This is a genomic window from Methylomonas sp. HW2-6, from assembly GCF_052474525.1.
The window spans coordinates 2,015,129-2,037,701 of sequence record NZ_CP184124.1 but is presented as its reverse complement, the minus strand read 5'-3'; the positions used below and the strand labels follow the sequence as shown (position 1 = coordinate 2,037,701).

At 57.3% G+C, this 22,573-nt stretch carries 16 protein-coding genes; 7 read left to right on the top strand and 9 right to left on the bottom strand.

Translation table 11 applies throughout. The features are described from left to right. Nucleotides 1-227: 227 nt before the first annotated feature. The 3 genes from ACH518_RS10470 to ACH518_RS10460 are packed head-to-tail and all read right to left on the bottom strand — an operon-like array spanning nt 228 to nt 2,983. Entirely contained in the window at nt 228-1,481 is a 1,254-nt protein-coding gene (locus ACH518_RS10470; protein ID WP_445372855.1) for an NTP/NDP exchange transporter, read from the bottom strand. A 3-nt stretch (nt 1,482-1,484) separates the two neighbouring features. Then, entirely contained in the window at nt 1,485-2,243 is a 759-nt protein-coding gene (locus ACH518_RS10465) for an SDR family oxidoreductase (protein WP_445372854.1), read from the bottom strand. After that, nucleotides 2,240-2,983 (bottom strand): SDR family oxidoreductase, encoded by a 744-nt coding sequence (locus ACH518_RS10460; protein WP_445372853.1) that lies wholly within the window; start codon nt 2,981-2,983, stop codon nt 2,240-2,242. The genes ACH518_RS10465 and ACH518_RS10460 overlap by 4 nt, the downstream gene beginning before the upstream one ends. A 226-nt stretch (nt 2,984-3,209) precedes the next feature. Here ACH518_RS10460 and ACH518_RS10455 point away from each other — a divergent pair, with 226 nt between their 5' ends. Then, a complete protein-coding gene (locus ACH518_RS10455; RefSeq protein WP_445372852.1) occupies nt 3,210-3,716 on the top strand; it encodes a TlpA family protein disulfide reductase in 507 nt (168 codons plus the stop codon). On the opposite strand, the gene ACH518_RS10450 is transcribed toward ACH518_RS10455, so the two are convergent. Genes ACH518_RS10450 through ACH518_RS10435 form a run of 4 tightly spaced genes read right to left on the bottom strand, consistent with a single transcriptional unit; the run spans nt 3,706 to nt 8,157 of the window. Then, nucleotides 3,706-4,350, bottom strand: a complete 645-nt coding sequence (locus ACH518_RS10450; RefSeq protein ID WP_445372851.1) for a sulfite exporter TauE/SafE family protein — start codon at nt 4,348-4,350, stop codon at nt 3,706-3,708. The two genes, ACH518_RS10455 and ACH518_RS10450, sit on opposite strands and share 11 nt — an antisense overlap. Nucleotides 4,351-4,373: 23 nt before the next feature. Beyond that, the gene (locus ACH518_RS10445; protein ID WP_445372850.1) at nt 4,374-5,411 is read right to left on the bottom strand and encodes a 4Fe-4S binding protein; all 1,038 of its coding nucleotides are present in this window, start codon (nt 5,409-5,411) and stop codon (nt 4,374-4,376) included. Beyond that, complete coding sequence (locus tag ACH518_RS10440) at nt 5,408-6,184, bottom strand: hypothetical protein (RefSeq protein ID WP_445372849.1); 777 nt, start codon at nt 6,182-6,184, stop codon at nt 5,408-5,410. Before ACH518_RS10440 ends, ACH518_RS10445 begins: the two co-directional genes overlap by 4 nt. Before the next feature lie 8 nt (nt 6,185-6,192). Further along, nucleotides 6,193-8,157, bottom strand: coding sequence for a TonB-dependent receptor plug domain-containing protein (locus tag ACH518_RS10435; protein WP_445372848.1), 1,965 nt, complete (start codon nt 8,155-8,157; stop codon nt 6,193-6,195). A 462-nt stretch (nt 8,158-8,619) separates the two neighbouring features. Between ACH518_RS10435 and ACH518_RS10430 the strand changes: the two genes are divergently transcribed. Then, nucleotides 8,620-9,432 (top strand): DUF4198 domain-containing protein, encoded by an 813-nt coding sequence (locus ACH518_RS10430; protein ID WP_445372847.1) that lies wholly within the window; start codon nt 8,620-8,622, stop codon nt 9,430-9,432. Nucleotides 9,433-9,960: 528 nt separating this feature from the next. Here ACH518_RS10430 and ACH518_RS10425 read toward each other — a convergent pair. Beyond that, entirely contained in the window at nt 9,961-10,530 is a 570-nt protein-coding gene (locus ACH518_RS10425; protein WP_445372846.1) for a hypothetical protein, read from the bottom strand. A 109-nt stretch (nt 10,531-10,639) separates the two neighbouring features. On the opposite strand from ACH518_RS10425, the gene dctA reads away from it, so the two are divergent. Together dctA and ACH518_RS10415 are read left to right on the top strand one after the other, a co-directional pair. Then, complete coding sequence (dctA, locus tag ACH518_RS10420; protein WP_445372845.1) at nt 10,640-11,929, top strand: C4-dicarboxylate transporter DctA; 1,290 nt, start codon at nt 10,640-10,642, stop codon at nt 11,927-11,929. A gap of 210 nt (nt 11,930-12,139) precedes the next feature. Next, entirely contained in the window at nt 12,140-15,730 is a 3,591-nt protein-coding gene (locus tag ACH518_RS10415; RefSeq protein WP_445372844.1) for a response regulator, read from the top strand. A 16-nt stretch (nt 15,731-15,746) separates the two neighbouring features. Here ACH518_RS10415 and ACH518_RS10410 read toward each other — a convergent pair whose 3' ends face one another. After that, complete coding sequence (locus tag ACH518_RS10410; RefSeq protein WP_278212688.1) at nt 15,747-16,361, bottom strand: TetR/AcrR family transcriptional regulator; 615 nt, start codon at nt 16,359-16,361, stop codon at nt 15,747-15,749. Between the two features lie 104 nt (nt 16,362-16,465). Here ACH518_RS10410 and ACH518_RS10405 point away from each other — a divergent pair, with 104 nt between their 5' ends. The 3 genes from ACH518_RS10405 to ACH518_RS10395 are packed head-to-tail and all read left to right on the top strand — an operon-like array spanning nt 16,466 to nt 22,320. Beyond that, nucleotides 16,466-17,695, top strand: coding sequence for an efflux RND transporter periplasmic adaptor subunit (locus ACH518_RS10405; RefSeq protein WP_445372843.1), 1,230 nt, complete (start codon nt 16,466-16,468; stop codon nt 17,693-17,695). A 3-nt stretch (nt 17,696-17,698) separates the two neighbouring features. Continuing rightward, the gene (locus ACH518_RS10400; protein ID WP_445372842.1) at nt 17,699-20,881 is read left to right on the top strand and encodes an efflux RND transporter permease subunit; all 3,183 of its coding nucleotides are present in this window, start codon (nt 17,699-17,701) and stop codon (nt 20,879-20,881) included. Continuing rightward, nucleotides 20,878-22,320, top strand: coding sequence for an efflux transporter outer membrane subunit (locus ACH518_RS10395; protein ID WP_445372841.1), 1,443 nt, complete (start codon nt 20,878-20,880; stop codon nt 22,318-22,320). The genes ACH518_RS10400 and ACH518_RS10395 overlap by 4 nt, the downstream gene beginning before the upstream one ends. Nucleotides 22,321-22,573 lie beyond the last annotated feature (253 nt).

Below are 22,573 nucleotides of genomic sequence, written 5' to 3'. Positions count from 1 at the left end.
CAGGAGCTCAATTATTGTATTGGCGGACAGACCAATAGCTTTTCCTATTGCTTTAGATCAGTGTCCAGTCAGGCTCGATCCCGCCAATTAGCCTCGTCCAAAAGCAGTCATTCAGTGCTGGCGTAATCGTATCGGAATCGATGACGGGACTTGGCTTGAGTCGGAATGGGTAGCTGGTCTGGAATGAAATAGGCCCCTGCACCTAACCCACGCAAATCATGCGCTTTTCAGCGTTGGGTCTGTTGATGTCGTCGGCCCAAAACAAAGCCCAAACCCGCCCAAACGCTGGCAATAGCAGCGGCGATCAAGCCAATGCCTAAAGCGCCGAATGGCGCGTATAGCCAGCTGGTCAGGGCATCACCCCCGCGAAAAACGACGGTATCGATGATGTTTTTGGCCTTGTATTTGGTGACCCGATCAAGCGGGGCGAACAACATTTCCCGTGCTGGCCTTAGAATGGCGTAATCCCCGACCCGACGTAAAATCATCAACCCCAGCAACAGGGGCAAACTCGGGTTCCAGCCAAATGCGGCAAAGCCGAGTGCCATGATGATGGGGATACTAGCCAGTGTCCAGGCGGCACCCAGTGATGCAATGATGCGGCGGGTGAAGATCAGTTGCACCAGAATCGACAAGCCGTTCACCACGCTGTCTATAGCCCCAAATACTTGAGTCTGCTGGGTTTTGTCGGTAAAGGTGTTGGCGACAAAATCGGCCTGGAGCAGATACAAAAACGTGCCGTTGGCACTGGCCAGCAAAATAAAGCCACTAATGCCCAACAGGTAGGGACTGCGCAACAGCAAGCCCAAACCGGACAAGATACCTCCCGCCACGGGCTGATCTCCGGCAAATCGGCCTGACTGGTCGGTTGCTTGTCCGGCTTGCCAGTACAACAAAAAATGAATGCAGGGCAAAGTCAAAGCCAGCAATACGGCGGACAACAGTAACAAGCTGGCCGGGCCAATAACGCCCACAAAACCGGTTGCCAACAACGGCCCCACCATAGCCCCCAAGCTACCGCCAGCGGAAATAAAGCCAAACAAGCGCTGTGCGTGCTGCTTGTCGAATACGTCGGTCATAAAGCTCCAGAACACCGACACCGTAAACAGACTAAACACGCTCAGCCAGACAAAAAAGCCTCTGGCGACCCAGAGATTGTTGAGGTCCCATTGCAACAATCCATAGAACAGCAGTAAATGGCTGATAAAAAAGCCATACACCCAGGGCAAAAACCGACGGCGTGGAAAACGGCTGCAAATCCAGCCGTAGGCCGGTACGGCTAACAGCATGGCGGCAAAGGTAGCGCTAAATAACCAGGGCAGATTTTTAGTGCCGCCACTCACCCCCAGCATTTCCCGCACCGGCCGTAACACGTAATAGCTACTGAGCAGAAAAAAGAAATACGCAAAGCCCACCCAAGCCGCAAGCCGGGACTGGCCGCGCGCGTCGAGCGCGGCAAAACGGATTTTTAAAGGCTGCATGGTTTAATCGTGTCGCATGGCTTGAAAAAACGCCGGCCAATCAGTGACCGGCGCTTGACTGCGATCGCCTGTAATTTCAAAGGTTTTACCATGCGCTGCCGGTTGATTTAGTGCGGCGACACAGACCCGCGCCACATCATTGCGGGCAATGCCGTCTCCGCGTTGATAATCGCCTTGCGTGACGCGGATGCCAAATTGTCCACCGTCTTCATCCAGTAAACGGCCGGGACGCACCAAGGTGTAAGGAATGCCACTTGATTGAACAGCTTGCTCGGCTTGTTTTTTCCACAACAAAATTGGCCGATTTTTGACCGATTCGGCGTACACCGAATCACTCAAACCTGCGCTCGACACCAAGATAATCTGCTGGATGCCATAGTGCTGAGCGGCTTTGACCAGATGTTGCGTCCCTTCGTAATCGACATAGCGCGCACTGTTGGGATCGTCTTCATCCTGGCTACGGGCACCGACCGCCGAAATAATATGCGTGGCCCCTTGCACGGCCTGCCCGACGGCTTGCGGGTCGCGAATGTCGCCGATTTGAATTTCCAAGCCCGCGGTCGAGCCAAACAAGAGTTGTACCTTGTCGGCATCGCGAGCAAAAATCCGCACCGCCTGCCCTTGTTGCAGCAAATGATGCACGATGTGTTGCCCGGTGCCGCCGGTGGCACCGGCAACCAGGATTTTATCGGCGCTGGCTGTCAGACTGGTTGCCCATAATCCGAGCATCAGCCATTTGCTTAAACCGCTGCGCAGGCTCATTGTTTGTCCTGCTCCACGCCCGCAAATAAAGCCGACCAATCGCTAAGCTCGCCGGTTTGATCCGTGTTGGTCAGCTCAAAGGTTTTACCTTGTGCGGCTGGGTTGAACAATGCTTTGACACAAGCCAATGCCACATCGGCGCGATTAACGGTACCTTGTCCCGTTTGGTCGGCACCGGTTAGCCGAATGCCTCGTGTCCCAACGGCGTCGTCTTTCAGGCCGCCAGGGCGAATAATGGTGTACGGCACGCCGCTTTTCCTGAGCGCTTCCTCGCCCAGGTATTTCCAGATCAGCACGTTGTTAAAGCGTCGATTTAAAGGGTGTTGCAAATTGCTGATACCCATCGAAGACACCAGCACCATATGTTGAACACCGGCAGCTTTGGCGGCTAAAGCCAGATTTTTGTTACCCGCGTAATCAACGAATTCCGGGCCGTTATCACCAAACCAATCCCCGCCCGAGCCTATGGCCGAGACCACCGCCGTCGCGCCGACTAAAGCACCTTGTAAACTGGCCGGATCTTTAACATCCGCGATGACGGTTTCCACACCATCGCCCAGGGTTTCTTTGGCTTTGTTGGCATCGCGCACCAAGGCCCGCACTTTAATCCCCTGTCCCTGAAGTTGCTGCACCACATGCACGCCAGTGCGCCCGGTGGCCCCGGCCACTACCACAAGCTGATCCGCATTCGCGACTTGCAGCCCAAGTAAACCCGCCAAAATCATCCATCCTTTGTTCATTATGTATACCTCGTTAAAAAATCAATCCATCAAAAAACTTGGACGCTCAATCAATATGCGCGAGCAGCGCTGAAAACCCTTTAAACTAAACCTATTGCCAGGTAACGGTTCAATTTGAATCGAAATTGGCCGCGGGGAGCACGTTCAAAACAGACGGCGCAATGCCCGTTGGCTATTGCGCCATACCTGCTGCCGTTCAAACTAAACCTGTATTTTCCAATCCATCATGAAATTTTGGCTCCCCCATCTGATATTTGCAGTCGTGTTGAGTTCGGCGGTCTGGTTCTATAGTCAATCACATCGGCCAGTCGAGCGGCTTGAGTCGGTGCGCTATACCAATCTACAAGGCGAACCCCAAAGCCTGGAGCAATGGCGAGGGCGTTGGTTGCTGATTAACTTTTGGGCGACTTGGTGTCAGCCCTGTCGCACCGAAATTCCGTATTTCAACCGGCGTTTTGCGCAAACCGATCCCCAGCGGCTGGCGATCTTGGGGTTTGCGGTGGACAGCCCGGAAAACGTCAGCCAGTTTATGCAAACCACGGCGATTGATTACCCGCAGTGGGTGGATGAACGCGGCATTGATCTGGCCTTTAAATTGGGCAACCAGCGTCAAGGGCTGCCTTTTACCGTGTTGGTCAATCCGCAAGGCAAAATCGTGGCACGGCATTTAGGTGCTTTAAGTGAAGCCGATTTAGACCGCTTGCTGGCAAAATTGCCCAGCGCTAAGGGCTAATCCAGCCCATCCAGGTGCCCAAACCCATCAACAGCATCATCCCCGCGCTGGCGTATTCCAGATGCGGACGCCAGCGCCCCCAGTTGGCGCGCAGCTCGCTGGCAAAATGCGCGACGCCGATGCTGAAAATCAAAGTGGGCAAAATCACCGCCCCCGCCCCAAACGCCAAGCCAAGTCCGAAGCCGGAAAGTGCACTGCCCGCCGTGGCTGCCGCCACTAACAAGGCACTGAGCGGCGCACACGGATTAAAAGCCATGCCCAGCCCCATTACAAATAAGCCGGTACCCAAACCAAAGCGGCGATTGGGTGTTTGGCGGGTGGTGGCGCAAGGCTTGTGCGCAGCGCGTTTGCCGCGAAACAGCGCAATCGCCACCCACAAAGTGGCCAGTCCCAACAGCCAGCGCAAACCGGTTTGTTGCAAGGTATCGGCCAATAAGTCGCCCAACAGGCCCGCCAATAAACCGGCACAGGCATAGCCCACCAGGCGCCCCACCGAAAACGGGGTGACCCGGCGCCAGGCCTGTTTTAACCCGCCGGATTCGCTGGCGAAAAACACCGGCCCCAAATACGGCAGACAGGCGATATTGCAGGCGCCGGCACCATAGGTAAAACCCAGTATAAACGCGGCGCTCATGGTAAGGCTGGTCGCTTCCATAGCTACCGAATCTCTTGCGGGGCTTTAGGTTTGCGGTGCAGCTTGGCCAGGGAAATGGTTTCCCATTGTTTTTGGCTTTGTTTGCGGTCTTTGAAATACTGGCTGCTCGAAGAAAAAACCGGCAATCCGGCATAACGCAATTGCAGGACTTTGTCGTCAGGGCAAAACTCCACACAACGACCACACAGCGTGCAATCGGGATAAGTAATATCGTATTTGTGCATTTCGGTATGGATTTCCCGAATATCCATCGGGCAGGCATTGGCGCATAAACCGCATTTATCACAACGGGGCGTGGCGTTTTTGACCAGGCGCAACAGCCCCACTTTACGAAAAATCGCTTGCAGCGCCAGCATGGGGCAAACCCGGCAAAACGGCTGGCGCACCGTCAAGCCCAGCGAGATGACCAAGCCAAACAGAAACACCCCGACTATCGACAAGCCGGTCAAACTGGCGCTGGCCGAATCCACATACAGCTGATCAGTACTACCGGTCATCAAGGTAGTCATGATGCGGCTTGGGCAGACCGCACAAAACGGCGCGCCCCAGGCTTCATCGACATAACCGGCGGCTGCCAGCAACGGAAAGCCAAACACCAGCAACGACAGCATCAACCACTTAACGGGCCGAATTTTATCGACGGTACTATCGGTTAAGCTTTGCTTGCCTTGCAAACCCAATTTTTGGCCGACAATGCTCAGCATGTCCTGGAAGAAGCCCAACGGACACACCCAGCCACAAAAGGCTTTGCTAAACAGCACAAACAACACCAGAAAGGTGCCCAGGGTAATGGCAATGGGCAGCAAGGCCATCCAGACCGGCATTTGTCCGGCGAATACCCGTTCCAAGCCATGATGAATCTGGTGTTGTAGCGGCACCAGGGCACAATAATCGGCACTTAACGGATCATAGGCACAACTGAGTGCCGGCAAGGCTTTGCTGAGCTTGTCGGTGGTATAGGGACCTAACCAGTAGCCGCCATAAACCATTAAGAAAAACAACGCCCCTTGCACCGTTTTACGCATTACGGATAGATTCATGACGCAGCACTCGCATATTTTTTGACTTTTAACGGTTTGTTGGACAAACGTCTGTTTAACCACAAGCCCACCACAACACCCACCCCGGCCAAGCCCGCCCCCCAAGGCACGGACTGCCAATGCAGCGGCGATACGTAATAATCGCCTTTGAGGGTGGAGCGATAGCGTTGGTCGTTGGCATTCAATTCGGTGCTGATCGCAAACTCGGCGAGCGGATTGGCCGTTAGTCCCGGCTCGATGGCACTAAAGTCGTCCGGCAATTCAAACGCCACACGGCCTTGCGGGTCGGTCGTTGCGCTCAATTGAGTGCCGTTTTGCGAACGAAATCGCACCGGCTGATTCGGTAAGGGCTGGCCCTGAAAGCGCACTTTAAAGTGCCAGGTTTTGCCACTGTAGTAGCGGGCATGCTCGGCGGGATGCGGATCGGGTTCTATTTCCAGCGCGGTTTTCTGCAAGCCAAACAAGGCTTGAGGCTTGGCCTTCATCGGGCGACCGTTTTTATAGCTGTAGCGCACCTCGGCTTCAAGCAGGCCGGGCTGCTGTTTTTCCAAGACCAAGGCGTAATAGCCTTCAAAGCCCAGCTTGGGCAATTCCAGCTTTTCCAACACCTGACTGCTTAAATCCGGCAAGTAATAGCGAATCGCGCTGGGTTCGCTTAAGTAGGTGGCATGCTGATTACCGCCGTGATGCGGCATAGCATGCGCTTTGGGGGCATCCTCAGCCCAGGCAGTCACGGCACTCAGCGCGCCGATTAAAATAAACCAATACGGCATGTCGCCTCCTAGTAACTGACGTTAAAACCGGTGTAATAAAAGCGGCCACCCGGATCATTGGGCGTGCCTTGCAAGCCCATGACATAGGGCGTGACACGATTAAATACGTTGTCGACGCCGACAAAGGCGGTCAGCCACTGGGTAGCGGCATAATCCAGTTTGGCATCGAACTCATGGTGGTAAGCAGACTCACGCACACGATTGGCATTGTTGCCGACATAGCCGTCATAAAATCGGCCATTCAGTGACAAATCCACTTGCGGATGCAGATGAAAGGTATTTTGAAAGCGAAACGCATGACGTGATCGGTCGATCAGGCGCTCGTGGGTTTGAGTGTCTTCGGCATCCAGATATTCGTAAGAAGCGAATAGATTGTAATACTCCTTAACACCCAAGTTAAAAATGATCTCGGTGCCACGTACCTTGGCCTGTCCGGTATTGAAGTTATTAAAATCCGAGAATATGACTGTGCCCACAGTGCGATTGCCGGTATTGATAGACTGGATTAAATCCTCGTACCAGGTGACGTGACCAATCGCTTCCAAGCTACCGTAGACATCGTTATGGTCAAAACTGTATTTGGCGGCCATTTCCAGTGTTTCAGACTTTTCCGGTCTTAAGCTTGGGTTGCCGTTAATCGTAGACACACTGGTGAACGGACCTCGTCGGCTAGTACGGACAAAGGTGGGAAACATATTGACAAACTCTGGCGCTTTAAAAGCGGAACCATAGCCAACCCGAAAATTAAGATCGCCGGGAGACCAGGATAAACTGGCTCGAGGATTGAGCGCGTCGCCAAAATCGCTAAAAGTGTCGTAACGCACACCCGCCACCAGTTTCACATCACGGATAATGTCCCAGTCGATCTGCGATAGGGCGTGAAACACATGGCGCGTTTGGGCGCCGGGAAAGCGGTTGCGATCGAACGTCGATATGTATAGATCCTGAAACCGTCCCCCGGTACCCAAGGTGACTGTCAAGTTATCGGCGGCAAACCAGTTTAAAAAGCCTTCAATTTGGCCCAATTCGAATTTGGTTTTTTCAATATCAGTGGGGTCCTGAGCATTCCGTCCGACGTTTGCCAGGGTTTGACCGTAGGTACCCAACAAACGTGCGCTGCCCCAGTCATAGACATCATCGTAGGTTAGGCTGATTTGTTTGCGGTCTTCATTCTCAACATTACGAGCTCGGTTAAATGCCATACCCGTGTCGTTTTGTTCCATCAGCTCGCCGGTCCAGCGCAGTTTGCGCTGGGGCGTGAAGTCATAAGAGCCCGCGTAATTCACGTAGTAGCGATCAATATCCTTGAGCGTTGTCGTAGGAACACTGGTATCCACTCTTAAATCGTTTTTATTAAACACCTCAGCAGAAAAACGATTTTTCAGACCATGAAAATCACCGGTCGAAACGCCCGCCCGCTCAATAAAGGTATCACGCTGACCTCGTTCCGCCTGCCCCCAGGTAAAACTGCCGGTTGCACCAAATTGCTCGCCCGGCGCCTTGGTAATGATGTTAATCACCCCGCCGATTGAATCGGCACCGTATAAGGCCGACATCGGGCCGCGAATAATCTCGATCTGCTGAATATTTTCGATGCTCAAACCCGTCAAATCGGAGGTGCCGAATTTCCCGGTTCTACGCAAGCCATCCACTAAAATCAAGGTCTGGTTATTCGAGGAGCCACGCAGGTTAATCCGTGAGTTAGTGCCGGAATCGGCCACAAACCCGGTACCGGCGGCATATTGCAAAATCTGCGGCAAGGTGCGTAGCGAAAGGCTTTTTAACCGTTGCGGAGTGATGACTTCGACACTGGCTTGTACGTCTTTGACCGCCAGACTGCGTCCCGGCGTGGCGGTAACCACCATAGTATCCAGCTCTGCGAGCGGTGTACTATCGTCCTGTTGTTTGGTTTGAGCGGACACTTCGCTGATGAGAACGGCTAACAGCCAAGCAAAATGCGCCTTATTATTCATTACTCTGCCCTATTCAGATTAAAAATTAGCTTAAAAACGACACTTGATACGTACAGCCATTGGCTTCGAACGCGTGAACGAGCTAATTTTGTGCCGAGCAAATAAATTGAATAATAATCAAGTAGTAATCTTAAATTGAGCCATTCTAAAATCGGAAAAACAGGTGATTTCACACAATCACATGCTGCCAGCTGCGTGATTTGCCCGATTGGGCAGACTCTGACAACTGACTAAAAAGTGATTGTCGACGGTGCCGGGTTGAGACCGTTCCGGATACTCGGTGCCCGATACGGCGTGCTGTCGGAATATCGTCCGCATATTGACTTACCGAAACATTAGAGGTTACTTCAGGGACAGGACTTGTCTGGACGGGGAGGCTTGATCTAAACACAGCGCCCGTCCCTAACGACTATAATCCGGTCAACGTATTCCATCGAAAAACTGCATAAGCCCATCGCGACTATGAACAAAACCTTCCTATCCTGTGCCTTTAACGTCTGCTTCCTGTTCAGTTATCCGCTGGCAGCGCATGAATTCTGGCTCATGCCCGATAAATTCAAACTCGATAGCAGCGGCGCAGCCAACCAACTTGTTTTTCGGGTGGGTGAAGATTTTATTGGCAACGTTTGGGCAAAGCGCGCGGAACGCACGCTGACCCTAATGCATTACACTAAAAATCATGCATTCGATTTAACGCCGTCCACTTTTCAAAGCGATACCATCCCTATCGCCTTACAGTTTGAAAGCGAAGGCACGCATTTATTGGCGATGGAATCCAACAACTCCTTCATTTCCCTGGAAGCTGACAAATTTAATCATTACCTCAAAGAAGACGGTAACGAAGCCGTTTATCAATGGCGTGAAAAAAACGGTACGGCGCATGTCGCCTCCAGGGAAAACTACCGGCGTTGCGCCAAAACCTTGGTACAAGTCGGCACCAAAACGGATGATACCTTCAAGCGCGTCTTGGGCATGCCACTGGAACTGATCCCGCTACAAAATCCCTATCGCTTAAAGCAAGGCGACAATTTGACGGTACAAGTCTTATTTGCAGGCAAACCGCTGACTAACAAAATGATCCTGACCTGGCACAAGCACACCGCCAGCGATGCAGCCAAACCGCAAACGCATTACACCGACGCCAAAGGCTTACTGACTTTTCCTTTAACCGACACGGGCGATTGGATGGTCAGCACGGTACATCTAGTCCCGGTTGAAAATGATCCCAACGCCGATTACCAAAGCTATTGGGGGAATTTGACATTTGGTTTCTAAACCGCCCTGATTTTTGCCGCCAAGTCAGGCCGGGCTTCGAAATTCGGTCAGCAAGTGGAAGGCAATCCAGCTGACGCTAAGCAATTCCAGCATGGCCCAGACTTGGCGGCCTGACTGGGTTGGCGGCAGTCAGCATTGCGATGGCAGCAAGGAACGGGCGTTGCCTGCAAAGCCTCAGCGAACGGCGTAACAGAAATACTCCGCCGTAGCGGCTGGCTAAATAAAAATGCCCGGAGTGCCTGGGTGTTATTGAGCAAGGATTTGGTTGCCGGCCTGCCGAAATGGCGCTGGCGCCTGAATCGATTTGAGCCTGACAATCAACATTCGCGCCCAAATCAATTGGGAAGCAACGCCCTGATGGCAAGCGAACCAATTTGAATCCTCGGGCTTACCTTCTGCTGAGCTTCGAGCCCCGGCGGCCAGTTCGATCGCCTGACCCATAACGACGGCCGCCGCACCGACGACCGGTACGACGAGGTCGCCCGCCTGATCAGCCTGTGGGCATCCGTCTTTCGATTTATTGCGCTGCTACTGCGGCCAGGGGACAGCCGGCGCACAATGCTCGAGATACATTTTCCCCTTGGCGGCGTCGTTCGGAATATAAATCTGGTTCGCGGTGGCGGGCGGGTAATTCGAACCGTCGGCACATTGCACGCTTTGGCCCGGCCCGACCGCAATCCGGGTTCCGACCTTGATCTGGCAGACGCTGAGCCGGTCCGGCGCGCTCCATTCCGGACAGATGGCTTCCAGTTCGCGGTATTGTTCCAGACCGGCGACCGGCGCCGCAAACGTCCACCAATTGCCGTATTCGCTGTAGGGCCGGCCGCTGTCCCAGACCCGGTAAACGGTCAACGGCGCCGACACCATAAAGGCTTGGCCGGTGCACAATTGTCCCTGACCGGGAGCGCCGTACGCTATTTCGACCAGCCTGTCGTCGACGACCGGCTCCAGCCCCGCGGCCGGGGTTGCGACCTTGCCGATACAGCCGGTATCGGCCGATGTAAAGACCAAGGTGCCGTCGATCACGGCCAGCTCGGCGCAACCGGCCAAACCAATTAAGAAAATACCGATAAGCCGGGTCCGGCCCAATCCGCCCATGTGTTCAGTCTCCCGTGGCCGCTGGCGGCCATTTCCGCGCAGACGCTTTGCCTGCAATCCCGTACCATAATAACCTGATCAACCGGATCCGCCGCCATTCATTCGCCCCATGACTCACTTACCGCACCCTGCCCCGACTTCGCCGCGCCTTTATCTTGCCGTGTTGGCCGCTATCTTCTGCGGAGCCTTGTTCGGCGCACTGGATGCCGACCATGCCGTGCTGCTCAAACCCATCGGCGACGCTTTTATTGGGTTAGTAAAAATGCTGATCGGGCCGGTGATTTTCTGCACCATCGTGCTTGGCATCGCCGGGGCCGAGGACATGAAAAAAGCCGGCCGCATCGGGATCAAAGCCTTGCTGTATTTTGAAATCGTCTCCACCTTCGCCCTTGGCGTGGGCCTGTTGCTCGCCAACCTGCTGAAACCGGGCGCCGGGTTTAACGCCGACCCGGCCACCTTAGATCCGCAAGCAGTAGCCGGCTTCGCCAAACAGGCCTCCGAGCAACGGCTTGCCGATTTTCTGTTGCACATCATTCCGAAAACCTTCACCGACGCTTTCACCGGTTCCGGCGATTTGCTGCAAGTATTGTTGGTATCGACCCTGTTCGGCTTCGCCCTGCAGCGGATGGGCGCAGCCGGCGGCTCGGTGCACCGCTTCGTCGAGGAAAGCGCACAGTTGTTTTTCGCGATGCTGAATCTGGTGATGAAACTGGCACCGCTCGGTGCCGGTGCCGCCATGGCGTTTACAGTCGGCAAATACGGCATTGCCGCGCTGAAACCGCTGGCAGCATTGATGGGGTGTTTTTACTTGAGCTGCATCCTATTTATCGGTTTGGGATTGGGCAGTATTGCCGCACTCACCGGTTTCAACCTGTTCAAACTTTTAAGCTATCTCCGGGCGGAACTGCTAATCGTCCTCGGCACCTCGTCGTCGGAGTCGGCTTTGCCGCCGCTAATGCAGAAACTGGAGCGGCTGGGCTGCTCGCGTTCGGTGGTCGGTCTGGTGGTTCCGGCGGGTTATTCGTTCAATCTGGACGGTACCAACATTTATCTGACGATGGCGGCGCTGTTCATGGCCCAGGCCCTGAATATCGAGCTGCCGCTCGGCCAGCAACTGAGCCTGTTGCTGGTGGCGATGCTGACCAGCAAGGGTGCGTCCGGCGTCAGCGGCGCCGGGTTCATCACGCTGGCGGCGACGCTGAGCGTGGTGCCGGCGGTGCCGGTGGCCGCTTTGTCGTTGATACTCGGCATCGACCGTTTCATGTCCGAAGCCCGGGCCCTGACCAATTTGATCGGCAACGCCGTGGCGGCGATTGTCATCTCCCACTCCGAGCGCGAGCTGGACCGGGAAAGATTGCAAGCCGAATTGAACGCCGGCCGCGGTCGCGCACAGCACTAGGCCCAAAGACTTAGTTTGTTCAAGATTCCGCTGTTTTCATTGGCACCGAGTCTAGTGTATAAAGTGCAGAGCCCAAGACCGGTTCCGGATTGATTCCGGCATGCCGGGCGGCCGGGTTTCAGCAAGAGTTTCAGGCATCGGCTAACGCAGCATCAATGCTAGAGCCACCGCCTACCGAACCGACCACCAAGTGAGCAGAATATGGAGCGAGTGTCACCGACTGCAAACAAATCGTCCGATTTACCGGGAGGTTACAGGCAGCGCGGCAGCTTAAAAGACTTTCTACTGTTGTTTCTGCCGATCGCCGCTCTGATTGCGGTCGGAGCCTGGACCCTGGGCGAAGCGCGGGTGCACAGCGAGTTGACAATGTTGATGGCCGAGGAGCGTACCTATGTCGACTTAAGCCAGGGCCGACTGGACCAGGAATTAGCAGTGCCGATTCGGCATTTGCTAAGTCTGGCCGGCGAAAGGCCGGTACGCCAGGTCTACGAGGCTGGCGAAAATAGCGATTTTCAACCCATGGTGGAAGCCTTCCTGTCATTGATGTCGCGGAATCCCAGCTACGACAAAATCCGCTGGATCGACGAATCCGGCAGGGAAAAAGTCCGGATCAACAACGTCGACGGCCACCCCTACCCGGTTCCGCAACACGAACTTCAGAACAAGCAGCAGCGCTATTTCTTCCAGGAGTCGATTCGGCTCAACCGCGGAGCAATCTACATTTCGCCGCTGGACTTGAATGTGGACCGCGACCAGATTGAAGTCCCGTACAAGCCGACATTACGGGTTGCCACCCATGTGTTTCAAGCCGACGGCAGCCCCGCGGGGATTTTGATGATCAACGTCGCCGCCCGCTCGATGTTGCAGGCTTTCGTCGCCAGCGCCGGCCCTGCCGCCGATCGGCTAATGCTGCTCAACGCCGACGGCTACTGGCTGAAAAGCCCCAATCCGGCCGACGAGTGGGGTTTCATGTTCCAGCGCGACCTGACGCTGGCCGCCAAAAATCCGGCCGCCTGGGCCGCAGTGTCGCAACAAAACCGCGGCCAAATCAGACTCGGCGATGGCTTGTGGACCTGGAGCACGGCCTCACCGGTACCGAACGGCGACGCACCCTTGGCTCACAACATCCGCTGGACCATCGTTACGCATTTGCCGGAACGGACGCTGACCGAATTGGCACTTCGGGTATGGCCGGCCAAAATCAGCGGGGCGCTGGTATTACTGGCGCTATTCGGGCTCGGCATCCACCGGCTGGTTCAGGCCAAATCCGCGCAAGCCAATGCCGAAAAAGACGCCGCACTGGCGCGGAGCGAGGCCGATTCGGCCTTGCGGCTGCATCAAGCTCAAGCCGGTTTCCGGATGCTGTTCGAAGCCAATACCAACGGTCTATTGGTAGTCGATGCCGAGGGCCGGATCGCCATGGGCAATCCCGCCTTCGAGGCCATGTTCGGCTACCGCCTGGCCGAGCTGCTGGGACAGCCGGTGGAAGTGCTGCTGGCCAACGCCGACCGTGCCGGCCACGCGTTAAAACGCGCGCAATATATGCGGGAGCCGTCCAGCCGGACGATGGGAGCCGGCCGCGATTTGTACGGCACCCGCAAAGACGGCAGCCAATTCGCCCTGGAAATCGGCCTAAGCCCGTTCTGGGACAATAAACAGTTCTTCGTGCTGGCGACCATCGTCGATATTTCTGAACGCAAGCGGACCCAGGACGAAATCCTGCGAATGAACGAAACACTGGAACAACGTGTCGCCGAACGCACCGCCGAATTGCAGACCGCGCGGCGGGAAGCGGAACGTCTGGCCCACGTCAAAGGCAATTTCCTGGCCAATATGAGCCACGAAATCCGCACGCCGATGAACGCGATTCTCGGCATCGCTTATTTATTGGAAAAAGCCCCGCTCGGCGCCGAGGAATTGGCACTGGTCAGAAAAATCCGCATGGCGGGACGGTCGCTGATGGGGATCATCAACGACATACTCGATTTTTCCAAAATCGAATCCGGCCGGCTGGAAATCGAGCGCACGCCGTTCCGGCTCAACGATGTGCTGGATAATGTCGCGACCTTGATGTCTTCGGTCGCGGCCAACGACGACGTCGAATTCATCATGGGGCCGGCCCCGGAGGGCATCGAATACCTGCTCGGCGATGCCTTGCGGCTGGAGCAAGTACTGGTCAACCTGACCGGCAACGCACTGAAATTCACCGCCCACGGCAGCGTCGCGCTGGCCGTCGCCCGCTGCAGCGTCGGCGGCAAGCCGGGCTTGCGCTTCAGTGTCACCGACACCGGCAAGGGCATCGCCGCCGATAAACAAGCCGAAATATTTAACGCTTTTTCGCAAGAAGACACCTCCACCACCCGCCGGTTCGGCGGTACCGGCCTGGGCTTGTCGATCTGCCGTTGCCTGGTGCAAATGATGGGCGGCGAGATCGGCGTCAGCAGCGAGTTAGGTAAAGGCAGCGAGTTCTGGTTCGAAATTCCAACGACACCGGTAGATGCGCAGGATTACGCCCATCCGGCGCTGACCTTCCAAAACGTCTTGATTGCCGACGATCATCCGCTGGCCCGGGAAATGCTGGCAGCAACGGTACGCAGCCTGGGCTGGAACCCGGAGGTGGTCGCATCCGGCGCAGAAGCGGTCGAGCGCATCCGCAGCCGGGCTGCCGGCCACGGCAAACTGCCGGACATCCTGTTGCTGGACTGGCGGATGCCTGGTCTGGACGGCTTACAGGCCGGCAAAGAAATCAAGCAGATACTTGGTGGCGCGCCGGAGGCGCCGTTGATCGTAATGGCCACCGCGCACGACCGCGAAGTCTTGAGCCACGAACCGGGCTCGGAATTGGCGGATGCGATTTTGAACAAACCGGTCACCGCATCGGCCCTGTACAACGCAATCAGCGAAGCCAGGCGTCATGCGCAAGGTAACCGCGGCCAGCGGCCGAGCGATACGGCCAGCCAGGGCCAACTCCGGCAGCTGCGGGTACTGGTGGTCGACGACAGCGAAATCAACCGCGATATGGCGAAGCGGATTCTGGAATCGGAAGCGGCCGAAGTGTTTTTGGCCGACGACGGTGTCGCGGCACTGGCCTGGCTGAAAGCCAACCCCGGTTGCGCCGATGTGGTGCTGATGGACGTGCAGATGCCGGAGATGGACGGCCACGAAGCCACCCGCCGCATCCGCGAACAGCTGGGATTAACCGCGCTGCCGGTGATCGCCCTGACGGCCGGCGCCTTTCAATCTCAAATCGAGGCCTCGCTGGCTGCCGGGATGAACGGTTTTATCGCCAAACCGTTCGACGTCGACAAGTTGATCGCCTACCTTCGGCAATATGCCTCACGACCGGCACAATCTTCACCGACTGAGACTGAGACTGGGCCTGATGTCCCGGCGGCCGATGCCGCGCCGGTTATCGATCTGCAAAAAGGTTTGCGGGCCTGGCGGGAACTGGACGTCTATAAAACCTATCTGGAAAAGTTTATCGCCAACCACGGCCGCGACGGCGATGCGATAGCCGAAGCAATCGCCGCCGGTGACGGCGAACAAGCCCGCGCGCTGGTTCACAAACTTAAAGGGTCGGCCGCCAATCTGGCTCTGGTAGCGATTTGGGAAGCCGCAGAACGTCTGGAACTCGCATTTCACCGGCAACTCGCCATCGGAGACTTGCCGCAAGATTTGCAACGCGCCGTGAACCGCGGCCGCATCGCGATCTCCGGCCTGGTCGGCGATCGCGGCAGCGTATCCAGCAAGTCGGACATTCGCGGCGCCAACCCGACCGGCTCCCCCGACGAGAACCCTTGACTCTCTGGTCCAAACCTTACTTGAGCAGGCAACCCGCCAGAAACAGGCGTACAGCCGGCGTCACCCAGCGTTCGATTTCGGCGGCATCCGGCGTTGGCTCCAGGCCCAATTGCAGGCGCTGCAACCGCTCGCCGCGCACGGCACTGACGAACTGGTCGGCGAGAAAATCGGGGTCGATATCGGCAATCGCACCGGCTTGCTGGTGGCGGCGGAAAAACTGCGCCAGCGCCGCCAACGTCCGCCGCGGCCCCTGTTCGTAAAATTGGGTCGCCAATTCCGGAAATCGCGGCGACTCGCCGATCAGAATCGCCCGCATCCGCAATACGTCGGGACGGGTGATGCGAAACAAAAACTGGCAGGCAAAGCTTTGCAAAGCCTGTTCCGGCGGCGACTCGCCGCACAGACTCCCGATGAACTGGTCGCTGCAGCGGCGGATCAACGCGCCGAACAAGCCGGCTTTGCCGCCGAATTGGCTGTAAACGGTCCGTAGCGAGACCCGCGCGTCGCGGGCGATGGTTTCCATACTCAAATTGCCGTAGCCGTGTTCCAAAAAAAGCTGCAGCGCCGCGTCGAGTAATCTATCCCGGCTTTGTTGCTCGTCGCCCTTACACGGGCGGCCACATTTAACCATGCTGTCGTACTCATGAAATAAATTGACTTGCCAAACGATGATACCCTAGACTAAACGGTAATAGGTATTACCATTTTTAGTTGAGGCATTTCAGGGGAGAGGGCATGGCATTTATTTTGGAATCGGTAGTGGGGGCTTATCCGCGCATCCCCGCAACACAAGTAGGCCCGACCCGCTTTGCCAGACGAGGACTTGGTCTCAGCATCTTCGCATTCACTCTGCAATTGGCCGTATCCGGTTGCGGCGATTCCGGCGCGCCGGGCAATACCGCAGCCGCCATGCCGCCGGCCAACGTCAAAATTGCCCAACCCCTGAGCCGGGAAACCAGCGACTGGGACGAGTACACCGGCCGCATCGAAGCCGTCAATGCCGTCGATGTCCGCGCCCGGGTCGGCGGTTACCTGGAAAAGGTTAATTTCCATGCCGGCGATAAAGTCAAAAAAGGCGACCTGCTGTTTCTGATCGACCCCAAACCGTTGCAGGCGCAATTGAATTTCGCCAACGCCGAACTGGAACGGGCCAAAACCAAACGCGAACTGGCGAAAAACGATCTGGCCCGCGCCGAGAACCTGCTCAAAGCCAAAGCCATTTCCGCCGAAGAATACGACGCCCGCAGCAAAGGCCTGCGCGAAGCCGCCGCCGCCGTGGTTTCGGCCGAAGCCAGCGCCTACACCGCCAAACTCAATCTGGAATACACCGAAATCCGCGCCCCGATCAGCGGCCGGGTCGGCCGCGAGCTGTTAACGGTCGGCAATCTGGTCAAAGCCGACGACACCCTGTTAACCCAATTGGTATCGACCGATCCGGTCTACGTCTACGTCGATGCCGACGAACAATCGGTGTTGAAATACCGGCGCCAGGCCAAGCAGGCAGGCAACGCCACCGCCGATCTGCACGGCGCGGCGGTCGAAGCGGCGGTGGCCGACGAAGACGGCTTTCCCCACCAGGGCAAACTGGACTACATCTCCCCGCGCGCCGACGCCGCCACCGGCACCTTGACCCTGCGCGGCGTGTTTGCCAATCCCGACGAACTGCTCAGCCCCGGCTTCTTCGCCCGCCTGCGCCTGAAAGGTTCGGCGGCTTACCCTGCCCTGTTGGTGCCGGACCGCGCCATCGGTGCCGACCAGGCCCAACGCTTCGTTTGGGTGGTCAACGCCAATAACCAGGCCGAATACCGGCCGGTCAAGCCCGGCGCCCGCATCGGTCAGTTGCGTGTCGTACGCGAAGGTTTGAAAGCCGACGACTGGGTCGTGGTCGAAGGCCTGCAAAAACTGCGGCCCGGCGCCACCGTCGTTCCGGAAAAAACCGCGCTCGACGGCCAGGGAGGCCAATAAACCATGGATAAATTCAGCCACTTTTTTATCGACCGGCCGATCTTCGCCTCGGTACTGTCGATTGTGATCGTGCTGGTCGGCGGCCTGGCGCTGATCGGCCTGCCGATTGCCCAATATCCGGAAATCGCTCCGCCCACCGTGGTTGTCACCGCCAGCTACCCCGGCGCCAACGCCAAAGTCGTCGCCGAAACGGTGGCAACCCCGGTCGAACAGGAAGTCAACGGCGTCGAGGACATGCTGTACATGTCGTCGCAATCGACCAATAGCGGCGTCATGGCCTTGACCATCACCTTCAAACCCGGCACCAACCTCGACAAAGCCCAGGTGTTGGTACAAAACCGGGTGGCACTGGCCGAACCCAAACTGCCGGAAGAAGTGCGCCGTCAAGGCTTGAGCGTGAAAAAACGCAGCCCGGACCTAAGCCTGGTGGTGAATCTGGTATCGCCGGATAAACGCTACGACAGCGTTTACATGAGCAACTACGCGCTATTGCAAATCCGCGATACGCTGGCCCGGCTGCCCGGCGTCGGCGATATTCTGTTGTTCGGCGCCCGCGACTACAGCATGCGTCTGTGGCTGAACCCGGAAAAAGTCGCCGCCCGCAATCTGACCGCCGCCGAGGTGGTCAATGCCGTGCGCGAACAAAACGTGCAAGTCGCGGCCGGCGTGGTCGGTCAGCAACCGTCGCCGACCGCAGCCGAATACCAATATACGGTTAGCACGCTGGGCCGCTTGAGCGATCCGGAACAGTTCGGCGAAATCGTGATTAAACCCGGCGCCAACGGCCAGATCACTAAACTCAAGGACGTAGCCCGCATTGAACTCGGCGCCAAGGACTACAACTCCGGCCTGTTCCTGGACGGTGAAGATACCGTCGGCCTGGCGATCTTCCAATTGCCCGGCTCCAACGCCATCGACACCAAAAAGGCCGTGGTCGAAGCGATGGAGAAACTGAAAACCCGCTTCCCGGAAGGTCTGGATTACGTGCTGGTCTACGACACCGTGGTGTTCGTTCAGCAATCGATCGACGCCGTGGTCGAGACCCTGTTCGAAGCGCTGGGTTTGGTGGTGTTGGTGGTGATCGTCTTCCTGCAAAACTGGCGGGCGGCGGTGATTCCGTTACTGGCGGTCCCGGTGTCGCTGATCGGCGCCTTTGCCGTGATGGCCGGCTTGGGTTTGTCGCTGAATACATTGTCGTTGTTCGGCCTGGTACTGGCGATCGGTATCGTGGTTGACGATGCCATCGTCGTGGTCGAAAACGTCGAACGCCATATTGCCGAAGGCATGCGCGCCCGCGAAGCCACCCGGCTGGCGATGAGCGAAGTGGTGGGGCCGGTCGTCGCCACGGCCTTGGTACTGGTCGCCGTATTCGTACCAACCGCCTTCATCACCGGCGTCTCCGGCGCGTTTTACAAACAGTTTGCCTTGACCATTGCCGTCTCGACGGTGATCTCGGCCTTCAACTCGCTGACTTTGAGCCCGGCCCTGTGCGCGTTATTGCTGGACCGCGCCCACGAGAACAAGGACACCTTCACCAAACTGTTCGACAAGTTATTCGGCTGGTTTTTCGTCCGCTTCAACCGCTTCTTCGACCGTTTCAGCCTCGGCTATTCCAGACTGGTGGCGCGACTGATCCGGATGGTCGCCGTGGTTCTGGTTCTGTACGTAGGTTTGAACGGCCTGAATTTTCTGGCCTTCGAAAAAGTGCCGACCGGCTTCATTCCGGACCAGGATCAAGGCTATTTGATCTTGTACGCGCAATTGCCCGACGCCGCATCGCTGGCCCGCACCAAGGATGTGGTGCAACAAGCCAGTAAAATCGTGCTGGACACCGAAGGCGTCAGCCATATCAACGCCTACGCCGGCTGGTCGATTCTGAGCGGTGCCAACCAATCGAATGTCGCGACCATGTTTGCCCGGTTGGATTCGTTCGACAGCCGCGCTCACCGCCCCGATCTGCATGCCTCGCAAGTCGTCAAAACCCTGAACCAGCGATTGGCCGCCATCCCCAACGCCCGCATCGCCGTGTTCACGCCACCGCCGATCCGCGGCATGAGTTCGGTCGGCGGTTTCAAATTGCAAGTGCAGGATCGCAATAACGCCGGCATCGACGAGTTGCAAAAAGTCACCGGCGAAATGATCGAAAAAGGCAACCAGCAACCGGGTTTGGTCGGCTTGTTCACCACCTTCCGCGCCGGCGTGCCGCAGTTGTTCGTCGACGTCGACCGCACTCAGGTCAAATCGATGAACCTGCCATTGAAAGACGTGTTTGACACCTTGCAGATTTATCTGGGCTCGTTGTACGTCAACGATTTCAACATCTTCGGCCGCACCTATCAGGTCACGGCCCAGGCCGATGCCGATTTTCGGATGCTGCCTAGCGACATCACCCAGCTCAAAACCAAAAACCTGAGCGGCGGCATGGTGCCGTTGGGCGCGGTCGCCGACGTCAAGGAAATCAGCGGTCCGGACAAAATTACCCGCTACAACATGTACACCGCCGCCGAAATCAACGGCAGCACCCTGCCCGGCGTCAGCTCCGGCGATGCCATCGAGAAAATGGGCCGGGTATTGCGCGACAACCTGCCGCCCGGTTTCGACTTCGAATGGACCGAGCTCAGCCTGCAACAGGTGTTGGCCGGCAACGTGGCGTTGCTGGTGTTCCCGCTCAGCGTGATCTTCGTGTTCCTGGCCCTGGCAGCGCAATACGAAAGCTGGGCCCTGCCGTTCGCGGTGATTCTGATCGTGCCGATGTGTATTTTGTCGTCGATGACCGGGGTCTGGATCGGCGGCATGGACAACAACATCTTCACCCAGATCGGCTTCATCGTCTTGGTAGGCCTGGCCAGCAAGAACGCGATTCTGATCGTCGAATTCGCCAAACATCGCCAGGAATCGGGCTTGAGCCGCTTCGATGCAGCAGTCGAGGCGGCGCGGATTCGGTTGCGACCGATTTTGATGACCTCGTTCGCTTTCGTGATGGGCGTGTTTCCGTTGGTGATCGCCAAGGGCGCCGGCGCCGAATCCCGGCACTTGCTGGGCACGGCGGTATTCAGCGGCATGATCGGCGTGACAATTTTCGGTTTGCTGCTGACGCCGGTGTTTTTCGTCGCGGTCCAAGGGCTGGCGGCCAAACTGCGCCGCAATGCCAGCGGGCAACAGGCCAGCGCGGAGTCAATGCCATGAATCTTAATTTGAAGCTTCGCCCGTTGGCCCAGTCTATGCTTGCCACCGGTCTGCTTGCCGGCTGCGCGGTCGGCCCGGATTACCAAACGCCGGCCACCGCCGCTTTGCCCGGCCAATTCGTCAACGCCCCTGCCCCGCTGTTTGCGGCGGACAGCAGCGAGGTGGCCTGGTGGAAGTTGTTCAATGACGGTTTGCTGGAACAGCTGGTCGAGCAAAGCCTGAACCACAACCGCGATTTGCAAGCCGCCAAAGCCAATCTGGCCGAGGCCAGAGCCTTGTATCTGGAATCCGGCCTGAGCCTGCTGCCGACCGTTACCTCGCGCGCCAGCTACAACGAACAGAAACGTAGCGCCGGCTCGTTGAATAACCGGGCTTTCGTGCCGCGCGAGTTGAAACTGTACAGCATGGGCTTCGACGCCTCGTGGGAATTGGATTTCTTCGGCCGGGTCCGGCGCGGCGTCGAAGCTGCCGACGACCAGGTCGCCGCCGAGGAGGCCAGTTTACGCGATGTCGAGGTCAGCCTGATCGGCGAAGTCGCCCGCAATTACTTTGCGTTGCGCGGCCTGCAAAACCAGTTGGCCGTGGCGAAACGTAATGCCGACAATCAAGCGCAAACCCTCGAAATCACTCAGGTTAAATTCGACAACGGCCGCGGCACCGAACTGGACACGTCGCGGGCCGAGGCGCAATTGCAAAGCACCCGGGCCGGCATCCCGCCGCTGGAAAATGCCATCTCCCAGGCCATCCACCGCTTGAGCGTGTTGAGCGGGCAGATGCCGGATGCCTTGGTTACTAGGTTAAGCACCGAACAAGCATTACCCAAAGCGCCGGAAACGATCCGGATCGGCGATCCGGCGCAACTGCTGCGGCGGCGGCCGGACATTCGCATGGCCGAGCGCCAACTGGCCGCAGCGACCGCACAAATCGGCGTCGCCACCGCCGACCTGTTTCCGCGCGTAACTTTCGTCGGCAGCATTGCTCTGGAAGGCAACACCTTGACCCATTTGGTCGCGCCGGGCGGCGATGCCTATTCGATCGGTCCCCGTATTACTTGGGCGGCGTTCGATCTGGGCCGGGTTTATGCCCGAATCAAAGCAGCCGACGCCCGCGCCGAAGCCACTCTGGCGCAGTACGAGCAAACCGTGCTGAACGCGCTGGAAGAAACCGAAAACAGCCTGGTGGCTTATCGCCAGGAATTGAGCCGGCGAGCGGATTTAAGCAAAGCCGCGGCCGCCAGCGCCAAGGCCCGCGAGCTGGCGCAATTGCGCTATCAGGAAGGCATCAGCGATTTTCTGACGGTACTGGATGCCGAGCAGCGGCTGCTGCAAGACCAAAGCCAGTTGGCACAAAGCGAAACCGCCGCGGCGACGGCGCTGGCCGCAGTCTACAAGGCGCTGGGCGGCGGTTGGGAAGCCGTTGCCGAGCCTGCCGCCGACTAGATCCTTTCAGCACGGGCTCCAATATCTCGGAGCCCGTCGCCTAATCTGCCTCTAAACCGCAGCTTGTGCTGGTGCGGCCCCAGCCATGGCCTTGGCGAAATGGGGGCAGAACGGCTTTCGTTCGCGGTCAACAAATCCGACACAATTGACTGTTGACCCGGCGCCTGTTTCACGGGCACCCATTCCGGCCAGGCCGCTTCGCATCGCTCGACCGGGTCGGCTTGCAGCTGCCGTTATCGATTCTCCAATAAAA